This is a genomic window from Devosia sp., from assembly GCF_030689745.1.
Taxonomy (GTDB): domain Bacteria; phylum Pseudomonadota; class Alphaproteobacteria; order Rhizobiales; family Devosiaceae; genus Devosia; species Devosia alba.
The window spans coordinates 20,965-41,238 of sequence record NZ_JAUYGL010000109.1; the positions used below are offsets into that span (position 1 = coordinate 20,965).

General features: G+C 62.9%; 18 protein-coding genes and 1 pseudogene. 10 read left to right on the forward strand and 9 right to left on the reverse strand.

The window, feature by feature from the left end; all coding sequences use genetic code 11:
• Positions 1-44: 44 nt before the first annotated feature.
• From Q8O80_RS09445 to Q8O80_RS09460, 4 genes are all read right to left on the reverse strand, one after another.
• On the reverse strand, positions 45-1,469 hold the full coding sequence (locus Q8O80_RS09445) for a sigma-54-dependent Fis family transcriptional regulator (RefSeq protein WP_305579212.1): 1,425 nt from the start codon (positions 1,467-1,469) through the stop codon (positions 45-47).
• Between the two features lie 69 nt (positions 1,470-1,538).
• Positions 1,539-2,714, reverse strand: coding sequence for an acetyl-CoA C-acetyltransferase (locus Q8O80_RS09450; protein WP_371136154.1), 1,176 nt, complete (start codon positions 2,712-2,714; stop codon positions 1,539-1,541).
• A 5-nt stretch (positions 2,715-2,719) separates the two neighbouring features.
• Positions 2,720-3,370 carry a 3-oxoacid CoA-transferase subunit B gene (locus Q8O80_RS09455; protein ID WP_305579214.1) on the reverse strand — a complete coding sequence of 217 codons (651 nt, stop codon included), beginning with the start codon at positions 3,368-3,370 and terminating at the stop codon, positions 2,720-2,722.
• A complete protein-coding gene (locus tag Q8O80_RS09460; RefSeq protein ID WP_305579215.1) occupies positions 3,370-4,086 on the reverse strand; it encodes a CoA transferase subunit A in 717 nt (238 codons plus the stop codon). The genes Q8O80_RS09455 and Q8O80_RS09460 overlap by 1 nt, the downstream gene beginning before the upstream one ends.
• 185 nt (positions 4,087-4,271) lie before the next feature.
• On the opposite strand from Q8O80_RS09460, the gene Q8O80_RS09465 reads away from it, so the two are divergent.
• The 4 genes from Q8O80_RS09465 to Q8O80_RS09480 all read left to right on the forward strand — a co-directional run bounded on the left by Q8O80_RS09465 (position 4,272) and on the right by Q8O80_RS09480 (position 9,170).
• Complete coding sequence (locus tag Q8O80_RS09465; protein ID WP_305579238.1) at positions 4,272-4,766, forward strand: PAS and helix-turn-helix domain-containing protein; 495 nt, start codon at positions 4,272-4,274, stop codon at positions 4,764-4,766.
• A 717-nt stretch (positions 4,767-5,483) separates the two neighbouring features.
• The gene (locus tag Q8O80_RS09470; protein ID WP_305579216.1) at positions 5,484-5,699 is read left to right on the forward strand and encodes a hypothetical protein; all 216 of its coding nucleotides are present in this window, start codon (positions 5,484-5,486) and stop codon (positions 5,697-5,699) included.
• A gap of 1,025 nt (positions 5,700-6,724) precedes the next feature.
• Entirely contained in the window at positions 6,725-7,699 is a 975-nt protein-coding gene (locus Q8O80_RS09475) for a tripartite tricarboxylate transporter substrate binding protein (RefSeq protein WP_305579217.1), read from the forward strand.
• A gap of 88 nt (positions 7,700-7,787) precedes the next feature.
• A complete protein-coding gene (locus Q8O80_RS09480; protein WP_305579218.1) occupies positions 7,788-9,170 on the forward strand; it encodes an MmgE/PrpD family protein in 1,383 nt (460 codons plus the stop codon).
• A 256-nt stretch (positions 9,171-9,426) separates the two neighbouring features.
• On the opposite strand, the gene Q8O80_RS09485 is transcribed toward Q8O80_RS09480, so the two are convergent.
• Both Q8O80_RS09485 and Q8O80_RS09490 read right to left on the reverse strand, forming a co-directional pair.
• Positions 9,427-10,923: a tripartite tricarboxylate transporter permease gene (locus Q8O80_RS09485; protein WP_305579219.1), complete on the reverse strand. Its 1,497-nt coding sequence runs from the start codon at positions 10,921-10,923 to the stop codon at positions 9,427-9,429.
• A 2-nt stretch (positions 10,924-10,925) separates the two neighbouring features.
• Positions 10,926-11,387: a tripartite tricarboxylate transporter TctB family protein gene (locus Q8O80_RS09490; protein WP_305579220.1), complete on the reverse strand. Its 462-nt coding sequence runs from the start codon at positions 11,385-11,387 to the stop codon at positions 10,926-10,928.
• 235 nt (positions 11,388-11,622) lie between these two features.
• Here Q8O80_RS09490 and Q8O80_RS09495 point away from each other — a divergent pair, with 235 nt between their 5' ends.
• Positions 11,623-12,627 (forward strand): NAD(P)H-quinone oxidoreductase, encoded by a 1,005-nt coding sequence (locus Q8O80_RS09495; protein ID WP_305579221.1) that lies wholly within the window; start codon positions 11,623-11,625, stop codon positions 12,625-12,627.
• A 6-nt stretch (positions 12,628-12,633) separates the two neighbouring features.
• Here Q8O80_RS09495 and Q8O80_RS09500 read toward each other — a convergent pair whose 3' ends face one another.
• Positions 12,634-13,485: a helix-turn-helix domain-containing protein gene (locus Q8O80_RS09500; RefSeq protein ID WP_371136156.1), complete on the reverse strand. Its 852-nt coding sequence runs from the start codon at positions 13,483-13,485 to the stop codon at positions 12,634-12,636.
• Between the two features lie 76 nt (positions 13,486-13,561).
• On the opposite strand from Q8O80_RS09500, the gene Q8O80_RS09505 reads away from it, so the two are divergent.
• Complete coding sequence (locus Q8O80_RS09505; RefSeq protein WP_305579223.1) at positions 13,562-14,500, forward strand: DUF6282 family protein; 939 nt, start codon at positions 13,562-13,564, stop codon at positions 14,498-14,500.
• 97 nt (positions 14,501-14,597) lie between these two features.
• Here Q8O80_RS09505 and Q8O80_RS09510 read toward each other — a convergent pair whose 3' ends face one another.
• Both Q8O80_RS09510 and Q8O80_RS09515 read right to left on the reverse strand, forming a co-directional pair.
• Positions 14,598-15,512, reverse strand: a complete 915-nt coding sequence (locus Q8O80_RS09510) for a hypothetical protein (protein WP_305579224.1) — start codon at positions 15,510-15,512, stop codon at positions 14,598-14,600.
• Positions 15,513-15,563: 51 nt separating this feature from the next.
• Positions 15,564-16,457, reverse strand: coding sequence for a 3-keto-5-aminohexanoate cleavage protein (locus tag Q8O80_RS09515; protein WP_305579225.1), 894 nt, complete (start codon positions 16,455-16,457; stop codon positions 15,564-15,566).
• Positions 16,458-16,648: 191 nt separating this feature from the next.
• Between Q8O80_RS09515 and Q8O80_RS09520 the strand changes: the two genes are divergently transcribed.
• The 4 genes and pseudogenes from Q8O80_RS09520 to Q8O80_RS09535 all read left to right on the forward strand — a co-directional run bounded on the left by Q8O80_RS09520 (position 16,649) and on the right by Q8O80_RS09535 (position 20,268).
• Entirely contained in the window at positions 16,649-17,422 is a 774-nt protein-coding gene (locus Q8O80_RS09520) for an HpcH/HpaI aldolase/citrate lyase family protein (protein WP_305579226.1), read from the forward strand.
• A 33-nt stretch (positions 17,423-17,455) separates the two neighbouring features.
• Entirely contained in the window at positions 17,456-18,217 is a 762-nt protein-coding gene (locus tag Q8O80_RS09525; protein ID WP_305579227.1) for an SDR family NAD(P)-dependent oxidoreductase, read from the forward strand.
• A 104-nt stretch (positions 18,218-18,321) separates the two neighbouring features.
• Positions 18,322-19,746, forward strand: a pseudogene (locus tag Q8O80_RS09530) (aldehyde dehydrogenase family protein).
• Positions 19,747-19,803: 57 nt separating this feature from the next.
• Positions 19,804-20,268 carry a tripartite tricarboxylate transporter TctB family protein gene (locus Q8O80_RS09535; RefSeq protein WP_305579228.1) on the forward strand — a complete coding sequence of 155 codons (465 nt, stop codon included), beginning with the start codon at positions 19,804-19,806 and terminating at the stop codon, positions 20,266-20,268.
• Positions 20,269-20,274: the final 6 nt, after the last annotated feature.

A 20,274-nucleotide genomic window follows, 5' to 3' on the forward strand; every position in this document is an offset into this window, starting at 1 on the left:
CAAACTGTCCGGCAATAGCGACATCGTCCGGAAGACCGGACAGATCATGGGGCAATATCGTGGCGCTTCAGTTTCTCGTAAAACTGGCTGCGCGATACCCCCAGCCGCAGCGCCGCAGCCGACTTCTGCCCGCCTGTTGCGGCCAACGCCTCGACAATCGCCTGTCGCTCGGTATCGGCGATAGTCTGGGCCAGCGCCTGGGCGCCGCCGCTGGTGACCTCCGGGCGGTTGGAGCCTGGTGGCATGGCACGATTGATGACCGCGGCATCAAGCACCTCGCTCGGTGCCAACGCCGCTGCGCGTTCGAGGATATTGCGTAGTTCGCGCACATTGCCCGGCCAGGAATGGGCCTGTAGCAGCCTGATCGCCTCGGGCGTAATCACCCAGCCGCGCTCGTCGGCAGCGCGCATGGTCTGTTCCAGCAACACTTCGCATAGCATGGCAATGTCTTCGCGCCGCTGGCGCAGGGGCGGCACGTGCACGGTCAGTACGGCAATGCGGTAATAGAGATCGGCGCGAAAGCTCTTTGCAGCGACCATGGCTTCGAGGTCCTGCGACGTAGCGGCGATGATGCGGACATCGACTTTCCTGACAGTATTGGAGCCGAGGGCTTCTACCTCACCTTCCTGCAGGACACGCAAGAATTTCGCCTGGGTGGCCAGTGGCATATCGCCAATTTCATCGAGAAACAGGGTGCCGCCATGAGCCAGCTCGAACTTGCCCTGTCGTGGCTTCTTGTCGGCACCTGTATAGGCGCCGGGCGCCACGCCAAAGAACTCTGCTTCCAGCAGGGACTCCGGCACCGCCGCGATGTTGACGGCCACAAAAGGACCATCGGCGCGATCGGACTGCTGGTGTATGGCATGGGCCAGCAACTCCTTGCCGGTGCCGGTTTCGCCCAGGATCAGTGCTGCGCCATCGCGTAAGGCAAACCGGCGCACCATGGCTTTGAGGTCCCTGACCAACGCGCTTTGCCCCACGAAGCTGGAGAGCGAGTATTTGGTCTGCCGTTCCCGTGTCAGTGCCGCCTGAGCGCGGGTGAGCTGCTTGTGCATGCTCTCGAATTTTTCCAGTATCGGCGCCAAATAATCGACATTGTCGTAGAAGACAAAGCCGATCGCCCCGTCTACCGCCCCGGCAGAGTCCTTGAGCGGAATGCGGCAGACGACAAATTGCCGGTCGTCGAAATTCATGATGTCGAGCAGAATGGGACGACCGGTCTCCACCACCCGACGCAACAGCGAGTGGGGGATGACTTCCTCGACAGGCAGACCGATCGGATCAAATGCCGGGTCCAACTTGAGCAGGTCGCGGTAGCGCGCATCCATCCAGGTAATGCGGGTCTGCGCATCGACAATAATGGCACCTTCGAAGAAGTCGCGCAGCAGGCTGAAAGCGCCCACGGCCTCTTCAATACTGGCCAGGCCGTTATCGGCTGACCAGCGTTCAGTTGTTGGTAGGCGGGCCATGATAATGTCTCGTCTGCTGGAAAGAGCCGAAGCGGACTCTATGCCTGGCCGGGCGTCGTCGCAACGCGATCACGGGCGCTCGACACACAGCGCGACACCCATGCCGCCGCCGATGCACAGGGTCGCCAGACCTTTGTGGGCATCACGCCGCGCCATTTCGTGCAGCAGGGTCACCAGTACCCGCGCGCCCGAGGCGCCGATTGGGTGACCAATGGCAATGGCGCCGCCATTCACATTGACTTTTTCAGGCGCCCAGGCCATCGCTTGATTGACCGCGCAGGCCTGGGCCGCAAAGGCCTCATTGGCCTCGATCAGGTCGAGATCGGCGACGCTCCAGCCGGCCTTTTCCAGCGCCCTGGTCGAGGCCGGGATCGGGCCCGTGCCCATCAGCGCCGGGGCGACACCCGCTGTTGCCCAGGAGGCGATGCGGGCAAGGGGTATAAGGCCACGTCTTGCGGCTTCATCGGCACTCATCAACACCAGAGCGGCGGCGCCGTCATTAAGGCCCGAGGCATTGCCGGCGGTAACACTGCCGGCCTTGTCAAAAGCCGGGCGCAACTTGGCCAGCGTCTCGGCATTGGTATCGGGGCGGATATATTCGTCCCGTTCGACCATAACATCACCCTTTCGAGTGCTGATGGTCACTGGCGCGATCTCGTCAACGAAGCGCCCAGCCTGTTGCGCAGCAGCGGCCTTTTGTTGCGAGGCGAGGGCAAAGGCATCCTGGGTGGGCCGATCGATGCCGAATTCGCGCGCCACATTCTCGGCGGTGACGCCCATGTGATAACCGCCAAAGGCGTCGACCAGCCCGTCGCTCATCATGGTGTCGACCAGCGTGATCGGGCCCATCTTGGCGGGAGCCCGCAAGTGCTGGCAGTGGGGCGCCAGCGACATCGATTCCTGGCCGCCCGCCACGATGATTTCGGCGTCGCCCATGGCGATCTGCTGCATGCCCAGCGCGACGGCGCGCAGGCCCGAGCCGCAAACCTGATTCAGACCCCAGGCCGTGGCCAACTGGCTGATGCCCGCGGCAATGGCTGCTTGCCGCGCCGGGTTCTGCCCGGCCCCGGCGCTCAATACCTGCCCCAGGATCACTTCATCCACGTCGCCAGGCGCCACCCCGGCCCGCTGCAGCGCCGCCGTGATGGCCACAGCGCCCAGTTGGTGGGCCGGCACGGTGGCCAGACTACCCATGAACGACCCAACAGCGGTGCGGGCCGCTCCAACGATTACAATGTCACGCATTGCCGTCACTCCCGGGTCAGTTGCACGCTGAAGCGCGCTTCGGTCTTGGCGGTGATTTCGTCCACGGTGACGCCATCAGCCAATTCGATCAGCGTCATGGACGGCTCCCCCGTCCGGGCAACGGTGAACACACCCAGATCGGTAATCACCAGATCGGCAACGCGCTTCCCGGTCAGCGGCAGAGTACAGGCCTTGAGCAGCTTGGGCGTGCCCTTGGCCTCATGCTCCATCACCACCACCACGCGCTTGACGCCGGCCACCAGATCCATGGCGCCGCCCATACCCTTGATCATCTTGCCCGGGATCATCCAATTGGCCAGATCACCATTTTCTGCCACCTGCATGGCGCCCAGAATGGACAGATCGATATGGCCACCGCGGATCATGCCAAAGCTGTCGGCGCTGGAAAAGAAGCTGGTCATCGGCAGCTCGGTAATGGTCTGCTTGCCAGCATTGATCAGGTCGGCGTCTTCATCGCCCTCGAACGGAAACGGGCCCATGCCGAGCATGCCGTTCTCGCTCTGCAGCCGCACATCCATGCCCTGGGGAATGTAGTTGGCGACAAGGGTGGGAATGCCTATGCCCAGATTGACGTAGAAGCCGTCCTGCAACTCTTGCGCGGCGCGGGCCGCCATTTGTTCGCGTGTCCAGGCCATCAGTATGCCTCAGCAGTATTGCGAGAGCGCACGGTGCGCTGCTCGATATGTTTGAGCGGATTGGGAACGTGGATCAGCCGCGAAACGAAAATCCCTGGGGTGTGAATCTGATCGGGCTCGATCTCGCCGGTTGCCACCAGATGCTCGACCTCGACAACTGTCACCTTGCCAGCCGTCGCCATCATCGGATTGAAATTCCGTGCGGTCTTGCGGTACACCAGATTGCCTTCCGCATCACCCTTCCAGGCATGCACCACGGCAAGATCGGCCACCAGGCCACGCTCCATCACATAGTCAGCGCCGTCGAATGTCCGCACTTCCTTGCCTTCGGCAATCAGCGTGCCGACACCGGTCTTGGTGAAAAAGGCCGGGATACCGGCCCCACCGGCTCGAATGCGTTCGGCCAGGGTACCCTGCGGGGTGAATTCGATTTCAAGTTCGCCCGCCAGATATTGCTGGGCAAACAGTTTGTTCTCCCCGACATAGGACGAGATCATTTTCTTGATCTGTCTTGTTTCGAGCAATGTCCCAAGGCCAATGCCATCAACCCCGGCATTGTTGGAGATCACGGTCAGGTCCATGACGCCCGACAGCTTGATCGCCGCAATCAAGGCTTCAGGAATGCCGCACAGGCCGAAGCCCCCCGCCATCACCACCATCCCGTTGCTTAACAATCCGGCCAGCGCCTGCGTCGCATCCGTATAAACTTTGTGCACAGCCCGTCCCTCCTCGCGTGTTTGTAAAATCGGGTTGGCCACTGCGCGCAGCGCCGCTCTTGGCGCCAAGCTAAGACTTGCCGACCTCGGCCGGTTAGTCGTATTTATACGCTATGATTGCATCTCTGCCGGGCCGCTCCGATCCTCTTTTGCCCCTTTTTGCCTTGGGCGACATCCCGGTGCCTATGGTATTTGCCACCCATCGCATCATCCGCGACTGCAACGCCGAATTCGCCAGCCTGTTCGGCTTTGCGCGCGACGAACTGGTCGATCAGAGTTTTTCGCGGCTCTATCCCAAACTTGCCGATTTTGTGCGGACCGGGCAGATGTGGCGCAGCCATTTGCCGGGTGGCCAGGTCTACTATGATGAACGCATCATGGTAGGGGCCGACGAGCGCCGCTTCTGGTGTCGGGTCAATGGCCGCTCGCGCAACAGCGCCGATCCTTTTTCCGAGGCACTTTACTGTTTCGAACCGATGAGCCGCCCTGTTACCCAGGCGGCGATGACCGGGCGGCAGCGGCAGATTCTCACCCTGGTGGCGCAGGGCAAGACCAACGCCGTCATTGCCGCCGAAATCGGGCTCAGCCGCCGCACCGTGGAAGCGCACCGCTTGCGCCTGACGCGCGCTGCCGGGGTGCGCAATACTGCGGAGCTGATTGCCTGGTTCTCGGCATTGTGAGGCGGGTGGGCAAGCATGGTCCTGATCCGAAGCAGCGGGTAGTGATCCTTTAACCTCTACCGCTGATCGGTGTGCCTTGACGCGTCAGGGCCGCCAACTGATGCTCGAGACAGGGTGAGCGCCCATCGCGTGGCATCACCGCCTGCCATGAAATTGGTGGAGATGATCTGGAGGTGCGCTTGATCGACTGGCGCATGCCCAGTCGGGGGCGCGAGCTCATACTCGCACACCTTCGCGCCTATCCGCGCCACCTTGCGCGTAGTCCTAACGCATTAGCTGTTGTCGACTATTGATTACTTTTCCGCCGCTTCCACGGGGGCGCAATCGGCGGTTTCCCATCCGTCAAAACAAGGCATGGTTCGTTGCGCCTGCCACCAGACATACAAAGCGACACCCATGTCTTTGTGGTTTACCCGAGATCATTGCGGACATGCAGTCGCGGCATCGGTGAATTGTCTTGCACGCCGACAGCCCAGACCTTGCATTCGATTTTGTCAGATTTGGGTGGCGGTAAACGTCACTATGGCGGCGACCGGCACCACAAGGTGGTCTTGATCGGCCGAGACTGGGAATGCTGAGCCCGGAAAGGTCACAATTGTGCCGCGCTACTGAATACCAATAGTCATTGCTCGGGAGGGACTTGCCATAGACGTTCTCAGTTGCGTCATCGTCGATGTGCGTCCCCATGCGCGGCTCAGCGGTAGGGCCAATGCTGTCGTGCGCGTGCATTTGGGGGAGGTCATCGGTGGCCAGCCCGCCGAGCACGTGATCGACCTGCGACTTCTGGTTGTGACCAACACCGGTGATGATGCCGCTCGTATACGCGAGATTGTCTTGACCAAGACGGCAAAAGTGCTTTCGCGTCTCAAAAACGCGTTTGAGATGGCGGATGGCTCAGCCTGGACCGAAGAACTGACGAATAAGAGTGGCTGAAGGCTCCATGGAAGTCCCATGGCTTTACAGCATAACCGGTCCAGGTTTTTATCCACACCCTCTTCGGGTCAGTTCCCGGCAACAATCAACCATCGCCTCAACCCGAGCATGCGTTCGCATTGGCGATATTTGCCAACACTTGATTGACAAAAATTGCCAGCTGCACGGTGCCAAAGGGCGGTTCCTCACTGGGGAACCAAGCAACGTCTCCGCAACAGCAGGTTTGGTGCCCATAGCCAGTGCCAAATTGGAATCGCCGGTGTCAAATTCCATTGCGCACGACACTTTTATGCCGCACTGGAACAACCGGACATGGCCGCATGACTTAAACCAACAGCCTCTGGAGTTCCCGAGCGGTTCAATCGTTCGGGGAGAAAGAGCTTTTGATTGGAGCGGGTTGCGAAATACTGCGACAGGTTCAGGCCTTGATCAGGAGGAGGGGGGCGAGGGAAACCAAAGTCCTGCGACAGTAAAGGGCAGGACCCCGGCGGCGGGGCGCGGGATCGGCTATCCAGGGGTATGAGGCTGGCAGGAGCGACTGCGCCAGAGCTCCTGGACCCCGGTTTTTCGCCGCTTGTGCGATAATGACGGAGAGCTCCCGGACCTGCCCTAAGTCCAACCGACGACGGATTATGATGGTTCTCCGCCACTCCTGCAAATTTCCGCCCGCAGATGACGCCGGCGGAGCGTTGGAGGTTGGTGAACCAGAAATCTGTCATTCGTTGCGCGGTGGCATAGTCCGCTGCCGACCCGAGGCTGATGATCGTCATCAGCCGAGCTTCGGCAGGCCTGTCCTGAACACTATGTGGATGGTGCGTTGGGTAAAATAGATGCAAAAGCCTATCGGTCCGGTCCCCGACCTTCTGAAGTTTGACGCTCGAAGGCCCTGAGGAAACCGACCAGCCACAACCATGGTGCCACAGTCACATGTTTCGCTGAACGGAATGCGCCGCAGCACCATGTGCGCTATCTCCTCGGAAATGGCATGCTGGGGTAGTGCCCTATGCACGGGAGGAAAAACAATAATGCAGACCAAAATGAAAGCCGTGGGCGCCGCAGTGGTGGCAGCCTTGCTGATCTCGACGAGCAGCGCGCCTGCTGTGTCGCAGCAGGCCTATCCAGCCGATACGGTGACCATGATCGTGCCTTATGCGGCCGGTGGCGCTGGTGACATCGTCGGGCGTCTGGTGGCCGATGAACTCAGCCGACGCCTCGGGGTGAACGTCGTCGTCGAGAACATCGGCGGCGCCAGCGGCACGATCGGCGCAGAGCAGGCGTCGCGCGCGCCTGCCGATGGCAGCACCTTGCTGTTGGCGGGCAATGCCATCTTCACCACGGCCCCCCATCTTGCCGATGTCGGCTTCGAGCCCTTCGAGGACTTTGTCGCGATCGCCAATATCAGCGAGGCGGTGCGCATGCTGGTAGCGTCAAAATCCCTGCCGGTCACGACCGTCGAAGAGTTTGTCGCCTATGGCAAGGAACATCCCGGCGAGTTGAACTATGGCTCGGTCGGCGTCGGTTCGACCGGCCATGTGGCGACGGTGGACATGCTCAGCGCCATGGGCCTTGAGGCGACCCATATTCCCTACAAGGGTGCTGCGGACGTGGTGCAGGCGGTGCTTGCCGGCGACGTGCAGTTCATGATGGACGCCGCTGCAGTGCCACAGGCACGGCAGGACACAGTCACTGCACTGGCCGTTCCCGGCGGCGAACAACTGCCGGAATTCCCCGATGTTCCCGCGCTGGCTTCCGTTGGTTACAACAGCATCAGCGGCACTGGCTGGCAGATGATCATGGGGCCGGCAGGCATGCCGGCAGAAGTCGTGAGCCGGGTCGAGACCGCGCTCAAGGACGCCAGCGCCGATGCCAAGTTCATCGACAAGCTGACCAAGGCAGGCGTTTCACCGCGGTTCATGGGCAGTGCCGAACTCGACGCCGCACTGCGGGCGGACTTTGAGCGCTTCGACGAGATATTGACCGGGCTGGGCCTGGCCAAATAACCACGCGCCATATGACGGCCGGCAGCACCAGAACCATGCTGCCGGCCGACGCTTTTCCATGTCCTGCAGATGCATATCGAGGTAGATAATGGCTGGCCTGAGTTCCGAGCTTGCCGATTGGGCAATCGGCTTTTCGCTGGACACGGCTCCGGTCGAGGTCATTCACAATACGCGGCTGCGGCTGCTCGACGTGGTGGGCGTCATGATCGCTTCCGACAGCCATCCCAGCGTGGATTCGGCACGCCGCGCCGTCGCTGACGCCGATGCCGGCGGGCGGGGCGCCCATGCCATGATGGACAAGCAACAAACCGCGCCTGCCAGCGCCGCCTTCATCAATGGCGTCGCCGCGGCGGTGCTCGAATTCGACGATACTCACCTTGCCACCAATATTCATGCCACCTGCGCCGTCGCCGCGGCGGCCCTGCCGATAGCCCAGGCCGGCGCCCTGTCCGGGCGGGCGCTGCTGGAGGCGGTGCTCGTGGGCTCAGAGATCGTCTGCCGGCTCGGCATGGTCACCCCGGTGCGCATGCACGAAATGGGCTTTCACCCCACCAGCGTTTATGGCGTCTTTGCCGCCGCCTATGCCGTAGCACGGTTGCGCAAGCTGCCGCGCCAGCAGATGGCCGATGCCGTGGGCACGGCCGCCAGCCTGTCGGCGGGGTCGATCGCCTCGTTCGAGGATGGCACCTCGACCAAGACCATGCATGTGGGCTTTGCTGCGTCCGCCGCCGTGCGCGCGGTCGCGCTGGCCAAGCACGGTATTTCGGGCCCGGCTACGGTGTTCGAAGGCCGTTTCGGCTGGTATCGCAGCCATGTACAGGCGGCCGAGAGCTTCGATTTCGCGGCGCTGACCCGGGAACTGGGTTCGCGCTGGGAGGTGCTCAACATCGCCCCCAAGCTCTATCCCTGCGCCTATACCTTGATGCCATTCATTTCCGCAGCGCTGGCACTGCGCGAGCAATATGGTGTGGATCCGGCAGCGGTGAAGGAAATCCGCTGCGAGATCATGCCGCGCTCGTTCCGTACGGTATGCGAACCGGTGCAGGACAAGCGGCGGCCCCGCACCTCCTGGCACGGCCGCATCAGCCTGCAGCACACCGTGGCCGAGGCGCTGGCCCTGGGGCGCTTCGACAAGTCCGCCTATGCCGAAGCGCGCCTGCGCGATCCGGTCATCAACCTGCTGGCCGACAAGGTCACCTATCTGCCCGATCCCATCGCCGCAGCCGACACCAGTCGCTCCCGGGGCGTGGTGACGGTCGAACTGGCCGACGGGCGGGTGCTCACCCACACGGTGGAAGATATGCTGGGCACGGCGCGCAATCCGGCCAGCGAGGCAGTCTATATCGAAAAGTTCCGCTCCAATGTCGATGGCCTGATCGCCCCTGACCTGACCGACGAGCTCATCGACAGCCTGCTGCGCATCGATGAGGTTGCCGACGTCGAGGCTCTCCTGGCGCCGCTGCGGCGCTAGGCGCAGCGCAGAGACCAGATTCACGGAGCAGACCTCGTCCTGGGCTTGTCGAAGGACAAGGTCATGGCACACGGGTCTCCACGCGCCCGATCGCGTGGTTCCACAGGCTCACCATCAGGGCTGCCGGGACCCTTCACCGAGCTCCACCAAACGCGACGCGCTCTGGACACGCCGCAATCTGTCAAGAACGCCCACGCAAAAAAGCTACGCCGCGACAGTGTCGCGGCGTAGCTTTTTTTGCGGTTGGCATTGGTGGTTAGTCTGTTGCTTCGGCCCGGCCACGGCGGACGAAGGAAGTGGTCGTGGCGAGGAGCACCGCCACCCCGATGAGCACCAGCACCAGGCTGATCGGGCGCTCGAGGAATACCAGAGGATCACCACGCGACAGGGTCATGGCGCGGCGGAAGTTCTCCTCGAACATCGGGCCCAGGATGAAGCCGAGAATGAACAGCGCCGGATTGCAGCCTGCCGCCTTGAGCAGGTAGCCAAGTACGCCGAAGAAGACGAGGGAATAGATGTCGAACGCCGACGAACTGAGGGTGAATACCCCGACGCAGGCAAAGGCCAGCACGAAGACGTAGAGCCAGTGATAGGGGACCCGCAGCAGCCGGACCCACAGGCCGATCAGCGGCAGGTTGAGAACCACCAGCAACAGGTTGCCGACCCACATCGAGACAATCAGCCCCCAGAACAGCTGCGGGTGATCGCCCATAATGCGCGGACCAGGCTGGACGCCGTGGATCATGAAGGCGCCCAGCATCAGCGCCATGGTCGGACTGCCGGGGACGCCCAGCAGCAGCGTCGGAATGAACGCGGTCTGGGAGGCGGCGTTGTTGGCGGCCTCGGGGGCCGCGACGCCTTCGACGGCGCCAAGGCCGAAGCGCTCCGGTTGCCTGGAGACGCTTTTTTCCATCATATAGGCGGTGAAGGAGCTCATGGCGAGGCCGGCGCCGGGCAGCACGCCCAGCAGGGAACCCAGCCCGGTGCCCCGCAGCACGGCCGGCCAGGAGCGCCGGAAGTCGTCGCGGGTCGGCCAGAGCCGGCCGATCTTGCTTGATGCCACGGCCTCACCCTGTGGTTCGCCGATATTGCCGATGATCTCGGCCACGGCAAAAAGGCCCACGGCCAGGACAGCGAATTCAACGCCATCGCGCAGTTCGGGAATGCCGAAGGTAAAGCGGAACATGCCGGTCGACACGTCCGAGCCCGCGGTGCCAAAGACCATGCCCAGCAAGGCAACGCCGATCCCCTTGATCACGCCGCCGCGCGTCATCGCTGCGGTGCTGAGCAGTGCTACAAAAACCAGGGCGGCATATTCGGCAGCGCCGAACCGCATGGCGATGCCGGCAAGGGGTGGCCCGGCCAGCGCGATCAGCAGTGTGCCCACGGTGCCGGCGAAGAACGAGCCCAGCGCTGCAACCGCGAGCGCGGCGCCGGCGCGTCCCTGCCGCGCCATCTGGTGCCCGTCGATGCAGGTCACGGCTGAGGATGCCTCGCCGGGTAGATTGACCAGGATGGAGGTGGTGGAGCCACCATAGGCAGCGCCGTAGAAAATGCCCGCAAGCATGATGATTGATGCTTCGGGCGTGAGGCCAAAAGTCAGCGGCAACAGCAGCGAGATCGTGATGATGGGGCCAACACCTGGCAAGACGCCAATGGCGGTTCCCAGGGTGACGCCCAACAGGCAGTACATCAGGTTGACCGGCGTCACCGCCACCTGCAGGCCCATGGCCAGCGAGGAAATGAGGTCCATGTTCAGAATCTCCAGGCGACGAGGCGGAACGGGATGCCCAGGCCAAGGTAAAAGATGGCGACGATGAGTGCGGCCACGGCCAGCAGGACACCGAGCAACTCGCGTTTGCGACCGCTCTCATCGGCGAACCAACTGATACCGACCAGCGCCGCCAGCGATGGCAGCAGGCCAACGCGGTCGATCAGCAGCCCAAACGCCAGAATGGCGCTCAGAATGAACAACAGCGGCCGTGTCTCCCGGCGAGAAAAGGTCGAGACGACCTGCTGCCCCTTGCGGCGAGCGGCGCTGGTTTGGACCAGTTGCACAAGGCCCATGGCGAACAGGCCCGCGCCAACCAGCATGGGCATAGCGCCCGAACCCAGCGCGGCCAGGGTGCCAAAGCCATAGCTATAGCCGATGGCCAGGGCGAGTGTGCCAAAGACGAGGAAGATCAAGGCGGCGAGGAGGTCGGAATGTATGGTCATGGCTCGGCAGTTCGTTGGGTGGTGATCGATTTCTGACGTTACTTGGTCGCCGAGTCGACACCCAACCCTCGCGGCAGGAGGGCTGGGGAACAAGGTGGATCAGCCGCAGTTTCGGCAGGCGGAATGGCCGGCGCCGTTCGGCGCTCGCGTTTCATCCTGCGAAAACGCGACATGCGCCGATATGCGGTCGCGTCGCAAAGTGTTAGCGGGGCTGGAGAAGCAAGGAGGGGCGAGTTTGCGTGTCGTTCAAATTACCCGGCCAGGTGGGCCGGAAGTCCTCGATATCGTCGAGCGGGCGGTCCCTGTACCCGGTCCGGGCGAGGTGCTGCTGGAGGTCTATGCCGCCAGCGTGAACCGTCCCGATATCCAGCAGCGGCGCGGACTCTATCCCCCGCCGCCGGGTGTGACCGATATCCCCGGGCTCGACGCCGCGGGAAGGGTAGCCGCTATCGGCGAAGGGGTCGATTCGCCCAAGGTGGGGGATTTCGTGTGCGCGCTGACCAATGGCGGCGCCTACGCGGATTTCGTGGTCGTCCCGGCGGTGCAATGCATGCCGATACCCGCCGGCCTCAGCTTCATTGAGGCGGCTTCCCTCCCTGAGGCCTTCTTTACGGCGTGGAATAATATCATCTGGCTTGGCCGGTTGGCCGAGGGGGAGACGCTGCTGATCCAGGGCGGCACGAGCGGCGTCGGCATGGCCGGCATCCAGATGGCCAAGCTGCTGCGCGGCGCCCGCGTCTTCGCCACTGTAGGCAGTGCCGAAAAGCGCGCAGCCTGTTTTGAGCTAGGCGCTGACGCCGTGTTCGACTATCGGCAGGATTGGGCCGATGCCATCCGGCAGCATGCCGGCGAGCATTGCCTCGACGTGGCTCTCGATGCGCAGGCCGGCCCCTATGTGCAGCAGCAACTGGATTTGATGGCGCCCGATGGCCGGCTGGTTTTCATCGCCAGCCACCAGGGCGCCACGGCGGAGGTCAATATCCGCGATCTCGTGCGTCGCCGGCTGACGCTGACCGGCTCGACGCTGCGACCGCGACCCGCGGCCTATAAGGGCCGGATCGCCAAGGCTTTGGTGGAGGCGGCCTGGCCACTGCTGGCGGACGGACGGATGGTCACCCGGATTCACGCCGTTTTCCCGCTCGAAGAGGTGCGGCAGGCCCACGCCCTGCTCGACGCCAATGAACAGCTGGGGAAGGTCGTCCTGGCGGTCAGTGCGGATCATGCAGCCGAGCGCCCCTAGGGCGCGTCAGGCGATGGAGCCGAACTCCGTTACATCGACCGACATGTTCTTCGACAGTCGGTCGAGGTCATCGGATATGGCAATCGCGGCTGACTGCAGAATGGGCGCGAACCGTTCGCAGGCCTCAAGCTCGGAAGCGAAGGCGGACTTGAAGTAAGTCAGGCCAAGGCTTGCCAGAACGCGTCCTTCGTGGCTGATGATCGGCACTGCAATGGTGTTGGAGTTGCGCGGCTCGACCATCGAGGAACGGGTTGCGTAGCCAACCTTGCGGATATGTGCCAGCAATCGTCTGATCTGGTCGGGATGGTGGCTCAACCCGTCCTCGGGGTCGTTGGATTTCATCAGCACGTCGAGGATCAGGTCGAACTCTTCGCTTTCGATAAAGGCGACATAGGCCAGTCCCAGGCCTCGGGTCAGCATTTGCAGGCGCATGTTGACCGTGCTGTGAAATGGCGAAACCGGACTGTCGGGCACCGTGCTGAAGCGCACCACCATGCTGTCATAGGCGGGCAGGGCGATGGCAATGGGCCACTTGTGCTTGCGGGTGATGGCGAGGGCCCAGGCGCGACCTGCCTCCACGACGAGAGGCCCCTTGTGATATCCCGAGCTGAGTGAGGTTACCATGGCGCTGACCTGATATCCGCCCTGGCGGGAGTCGTTCTCGACGTAACCCGCCTCCTCGAGCGTCTTGAGGATGCGGACAAGAGTGGGCTTGGGCAGGCCCGTTCGGGCATGCAACTGCGCGATCGTGTTTATCGGCTGTTGGTTCAATTCCAGCAGGACATTCAAACAGCGTTCGATCGATCTGATACCCACCCGGCACCCCTCCCTGAGAGACTGCAATTCGTTTCGTAGCACGAAACAGGGCGGACTATAGGTTGAGACGCGCCAGCGTCAACCACTATGCCGAACCGGTACAATGCGGGAGAGCATAATGGCGACGAGCGAGCAGAACCGGGAAGAAGCGCGACGCCTCATGGCGGGGGTCGATGAGGACCTTGCTGCGAGGTTGCTCAGGGGCGCGGTCGACCTTCATGTCCATTCCGGCCCATCCACCATGCCGCGCCAGCTTGACCATTTGCAGGCGGCCGAGGAGGCCATCGCGGCCGGTATGCGCGGCGTGCTGTTCAAGGATCACCACTATTCCGCAGCGCCGTTCATTCCGTTGATGGAACGACTGATTGCCAATCCCGGCTTCTCGATGTTCAGCGGCCTGGTGCTCAACAATTCCACGGGCGGCTTCAACCCCTATGTGGTCGATGCGCAGCTAAAGATGGGCGCCAAGCTGATCTGGATGCCAACGGCGCAGGCCGCCAATCACATCAGAAGTTCACATCGCAAGTCGCGGCTCGTGTCCAATGTCCAGTTGATGGCTTCGCCGGCTCTGACCGTGGTCGATGAACTCGGCAATATTCTGGATTCGGTGAAGCAGATACTCGACAAGGTCGCCGAGTTCGACGTGATCCTGTCGTCAGGGCACCTGCATGTCTGGGAAATCTGGAAGCTGTTTGACGAGGCGCGCAGTCGTGGCATCAAGCGCCTGCTGATCAACCATCCGATGTATGGACTGCACTTCACCTATGCCGACATTGCCGACTTCGTCAAACTGGGGGTGATCGTCGAACAGTCCGCAGCGATGTATGTCGACTCGCGCTTCAACGTGTATTCGCCCCAGGAGCTCAAGGAGCATATCGAGGCAGCGGGCGTCGCGAATTCATCCATCGGCTCGGATCTCGGCCAGGTCGATAATCCAACGCCGGTCGAGGGTATGCGGCAGGCCATCAAGCTATGCCTGGCCCTGGGCTTCAGCGAGGCCGATGTGCGTACCATGGTCGCGGACAATCCCGCGCGCCTCGTTGGCCTGGCACCCTGACATCAGCCAACACAGCGCCTCCCTACCAATCAAAAAATGAGCCGGGATGCATCAAGCATCCCGGCTTTTTGAGATCTAGGGAGAAGGCTGCTTCGTCTCAGGGTGTCGGCATGGGATAGTCGTCGGCGTTCAACACCCAGCCAGGCTTGGCCGAAAAATCCAGGCGCGGTGGTGAGAAGATGTCGACAAGCTGGTTGACGTCGGGACCCTCGGCGGTCGTGGTGTGGATTGAGGGTGGCGGGATCACGCAGACCGACGGTGACTCGCAATAGAGGTGCTCGTCTTCGCGCCAGACATTCATGTTGGTCGTCCACGGCCAGCGCAGATGGTGGGTGAAGGCGCCGCTGAGTGCCAGTGAACACTGCTCGAAATCATCATGGTGGTGCGGCGAGACATTGTCACGGGCCCGCGGACCGATGCGGGGGGTGAGGAAGTTCACCATGAAGGTGGTGCACCGGTAGATGCGGCCGAAGCGGGAAGGATCCTCCGGCACATCCAGCGTGTACCACCGCAGCTTCAAGCCGCCAGCCGGTTCCGGCCAGGGCTGGAACGGCGGCACGTTCGGATGCACCTGCCGAAATGCCTCAGCGTTCGAAGCTGCGTTGGCCATGTCCTCCGATTTTGGCGTCAGAAGCCGGATGATCGTGCCTGGGGTCAACATGCGGATGGTGCTGTTACCCGGTGGGATAAAGGCCACGGAATATCCCGGAACGACTTCGGTACCGGCGTCAGTCGTGATCTCGACCCGCGTTTCTGCGTCGGGGATGATGACGGCATACTCATCGGGCTGCGCGCTGCGCGCAAAGGCACCGCCCTGCAGGCCCTTGCTATAGGCCACGACGAAATTCTGCCCGCGGCTGATCCAGGTCTCGCCACTGGCGTCCCTGACCTGGGGCTCGGTTCCGTAGAACAGGGCCAGTTGGGAACCAAAAAAGCTCGTGTGCACCCAGTTGGCCTCAGGCTTTGGCCCGCTTCCGGCCAGAGTGGATCGGGGATCGCTAGCGGTATACATGGTGGTCCTTCCTTCGATTGTCTTGTGCGCTGACGCCAAACGGCAGCGGTCTCACTCCGGACGAGGCGCCTGCTTCTTCAGTCCGAGGATTTCGCGGGCCTCGCCGGGAGTGGCCATGGTGCCGCCCAGGTCGCGCACGATGCGCACCGCCTTCTCGACCAGCTCGGTATTGCTCTTGGCGAGCACGCCCTTTTCCAGAAAGATGTTGTCTTCCAGTCCGACGCGCACATGGCCGCCGAGAAGCCAGGCCTGCGCCAGCATGGGGAATTCAAAGCGGCCCACCCCACAGCCGCCCCAGTTCGACCCAGCCGGCAGCAGGTTCCTGAGATAGGCGAGCGTTTCGGGCGTGGCGATCGCGCCATAGCGAATGCCCAGCACGATCTGGCAAAACGCCGGCGCTTCCAGCCTGCCCTGGCGGACCATGTCGTTGAGAAGCTGGATATCGCCGCTGTCGAAGGCCTCGATCTCGGGGCGGACGCCGGCGGCCTGAATGCGCTCGGCCATGATCGACAGGTTGGTCGGCGTGTTGATCACCACCGAGGTGCCCGAATACATGGTGTTGAAGTCGAGGCTGCACAGCTCGGGCCGGAGGGCCTCGATATGGGTGACTCGGGGTTCGGGGCGGATCAGCGTCGTGCCGGGGGCGGCAACGCTCGGATTGTCCTCGCTGGGAACAAAGCGCTGCCCGGGCCCTGTCGTCAGGTTGATGACGACATCCTCCTCGGCCGCGCGCAGGCGTTCGACCACTTCGCGGTAGTGCTTGAGCTCCATGCTGGGCCGGCCATCATCGTGGCGCACATGGATATGGATGATCGCGGCGCCGGCGCGGATGGCCTCGAGGCCGGCATTGGCGATCTGCTCCGGCGTTACCGGCAGGTAGGGGGTCTGTTCGAGCATCGTAATATTGCCCGTCACCGCGCAGGTGAGGATAGTTGGATTGGCCACGTCTTGGGTCCTTGCAACGGAACGCATTGGCGACCTTGGTCCCACTCACCCTGTCGCCGCGGCAACGGGTTTCGCCCGGCGTTTCGCTTACAGAAACGATGGGGCCGATGCATTTCGCACAGAGAAACGGCGGCCGTTCAAGATCGGTGCCATGCCGGCTGTTGTGTAGAAAGGGCGCACAAGGAGATCACATGTCCGACCAGCGCCCCCACTTTTCCTCGTTCCGCCAACGCCTGCTGGACCGCCAGCGCATGTTCGGCACTTTCGTCAAGCTGCCGACGACGCAGGTGATCGAGATGTTGGGGCAGATCGGCTATGACTTCATCATCATCGACCAGGAGCATGCCGCCCTCGACCGGGGCATGACCGAGCTGATGATTTTTGCGGCGCGTGCCTCCAACCTTGCCCCTGTCGTTCGCATTGCCGAATTCACCGAGGCCAACGTGCTCTCCGCGCTCGATTCCGGGGCCATGGGCATCATGGTGCCCCATGTAGCGTCGGTGGAGAAAGCGACGGCCATTGTCCGCGCCAGCCACTATTCGGGCGGCAGCCGTGGCTTTGTCGGCCTGTCGCGGGCCAGCAACTGGGGCAGTGCGGGACCTGTGAAGCATATGGCGCTGCAGGACAGCCAGATTGCCGTGATCCCCATGATCGAGGACCAGCACGCCATCGACATCGCCGGCGACATCGCCAGGGTGGATGGTATCGACGCGCTGTTCATCGGGCGGGGTGATCTGACCGCCTCGTTCCGTGATGACCCGGAGGCAGCCACCAAGGTCGCCGAGATCAGCCGGCACGTGGCTGCGGCCGCCAAAGCGGCCAATACGCCGCTCATGATGCTGCCGACCAGCAAGTCCGATTTTGAGTTCGTCGCATCGATCGGCGCGTCGGCCATGGTGATTTCAAGCGACCATGGCTTCATCCGCTCGGCCGCCACGGCAGCGCTCAAGGACTATGGTGCCTGATAATGGGGCGCTGCGAGGAGAGGGGAGATCGCCATGCCATTGATTGAGATTCCGCCGCTTGCGGTGCCGCGAACGGTGCTGATTACCGGCGGCAGCAGCGGCATTGGCAGGGCCACGGCGGCGCGTCTGGCAGCGTTGGGGTCAACCGTGATCATTGGTTATAACAGCCGGTGGGCCCTGGCTGACGAGGTTGTTTCGGGCCTCGCGGGCAGTGGCCACCTGGCCATGCGCATTGCCATGGACGATGCCGATTCCATCACCCAAGCCGCCACGGTCATCGACCAGCGGTTCGGGAGCCTCGACGCGCTGGTCAACTCCGGCGGTTCCACGACGCCGGTTGCCGCCGCCGATCTTGCCGCCCTGAGCGACGAGATATTCGACCATACGGTGATGATCAATTTGCGTGGGCCATTCGCCATGGTGCGCGCGTTCCGCGGTCTGCTCGAGCGCGGCAATGGTGCGGCAATCGTCAATGTCTCCTCGATTGCAGCGCGCACGGGCATGGGCAGCAGCCTCGCCTATGTAGCCGCGAAGGCGGGCGTGGACGCCCTGACCATTGCGCTGGCCAAGGTGCTGGCGCCCAGGGTGCGCGTGTTTTCGGTTTCCCCGGCCGGCGTGGATACCGGCTTCGTACCAGGCCGTACACGCGAGCAGCTGCAAAAGACGGCCGAGCGGTTGCCGCTTGGCCACCTCACCACACCCGATGATGTGGCGCGCGCCGTCATTGCCTGCATCGTCGATCTCACCAGTTCGACTGGCATTGTCGTGCCGGTGGACGAGGGACGGCATCTGTGACTGGGCCGTCGCCTGACGGAACGCGCCGCCTTGCGCGTTGCGGCTGGGGGCGGGTGATCTACTACTGAGGCAGTAATTGCCCGAAGGGCACAAGGCAGGCCAGCATGGACAGGTTGAAATTCTATATTGACGGCAAGTGGGTCGATCCCGCCGTTCCCGCGATACTTGGCGTGGTCAACCCGGCGACGGAGGAAACCTTCGCCAGGATCAGCCTGGGCTCTTCGGCTGATGTCGACCGTGCTGCCAAGGCGGCCCGCCGCGCCTTCGCCAGCTATTCCCAAACCAGTGTCGAGCAGCGTCTTGGCTGGCTTCGCGGCATCATCAACGGTTTCCGCGCCCGCCTTCCCGAACTGGCCCGCACCATGACGCTCGAAATGGGCGCGCCCATCACTTTTGCCACCGAGCGCCAGGCGACAGTTGCGCTGTTCCACTTTGAGGAGGCGGTCCGCGTCCTCGGCAGTTTTGCCTTCGAGGAGCGCATGGGGCCCGGCATCGTGCGCCACGAGCCGATCGGCGTCTGTGGGCTGATCACGCCATGGAACTGGCCGCTCAACCAGGTTGCCTCCAAGGTCGCGCCCGCCATTTCGACCGGTTGCACCGTGGTGCTGAAACCCAGCGAGATGGCGCCGCTCAGCGCCATGATCCTGGCCGAGATCATCCATGATTCCGGCTTGCCGCCGGGCGTGTTCAATCTCGTCAATGGTGACGGGCCCACGGTCGGCGAAGCGCTCGCCTCCCATCCCGAAGTGGACCTGGTATCGTTCACTGGTTCCACTGGGGCCGGCATTCGCGTAGCGACGCTCGCCGCCCCCACGGTCAAGCGCGTCGCGCAGGAACTGGGGGGCAAGTCGGCCAACATCATTCTCGATGATGCCGATATGCGCGCCTCGGTGATCGCCGGGGTGCATGCCTGCTACACCAATGCCGGCCAGAACTGCCAGTCGCCCACGCGCATGCTGGTGCACGTTTCACAGCGCGAGGCTGCATTCGACGCTGCGCGGACGGCTGTCGCCGCTATCCGTCTGGGCGATCCGCTGCTGCCGGAAACGACGCTGGGCCCGCTGGTCAGCCAAGGCCAGTTCGACAAGGTGCAGAAACTCATCCAGGCCGGCATCGACGAAGGGGCGACGCTGGTCGCCGGTGGGCCAGGCCGCCCGGCCGAGATGAACCGCGGCTACTATGTGCACCCCACGGTATTCGGCAATGTCACGCCGCAGATGACCATTGCGCGCGAGGAGATTTTCGGTCCCGTTCTGTCCATCCTCAACTATGAGACCGAGGACGAGGCGATCGAGATCGCCAATGACACGCCCTTTGGCCTGGCCGGCTTTGTCTAGTCCACCAATCCCGAGCGCGCGCTCAGGGTGGCCAAACGCATCCGGGCCGGCCGTGTCTATCTCAATGGCGCAGCCTTCGACCGCAGCCTGCCGTTCGGCGGCTACAAGCAGTCCGGCAATGGCCGAGAATTCGGTATCTATGGCTTCCGGGAATATCTCGAGGTCAAGGCCGTGCTGGGCTATCCCGGCTAGGCAGGCACACGCCGGCGCAAGACCGGCAAACGAAGCGTCAGCACAGGAGGAGTGCCCGTGAAGTTAACTCAGGATGTCGTTCAGGGAGGCCTGTTCCTGGCCATTGGCGTGGTGGCCCTGCTGATGGCGCTGGACTATCCGCTTGGCACGCCGGGGCGGATGGGGCCGGGCTTTTTTCCGATCATGATCTCCGCCTTGCTTGCCCTCACCGGCATCGGCATTCTGCTGCGCGCGCGCCTCGGCATGTCGGAGCTTATCCGCCTGGCGCGCTCGATGCCGCTTTTCATCGTCTCGGGCGCGATCATTGCCTTCGGCTTCCTGCTCGACAAGCTGGGCCTGCCGCTCGCCGTGCTGCTGCTCTGCATCGGGGCGGCCACGGCCAGCGTTCGCTTCGAGTGGAGCTGGAAGGCAGTGGCCGGAGCTGCGGTTTTCTCGATCGTCTGCGGCATTCTGTTCGTCACCCTGCTGGGCCTGCCCATACCGCTGGTCGGTAGCTGGCTGCCGGCCTTGGGCGCCCCCTGATAACTC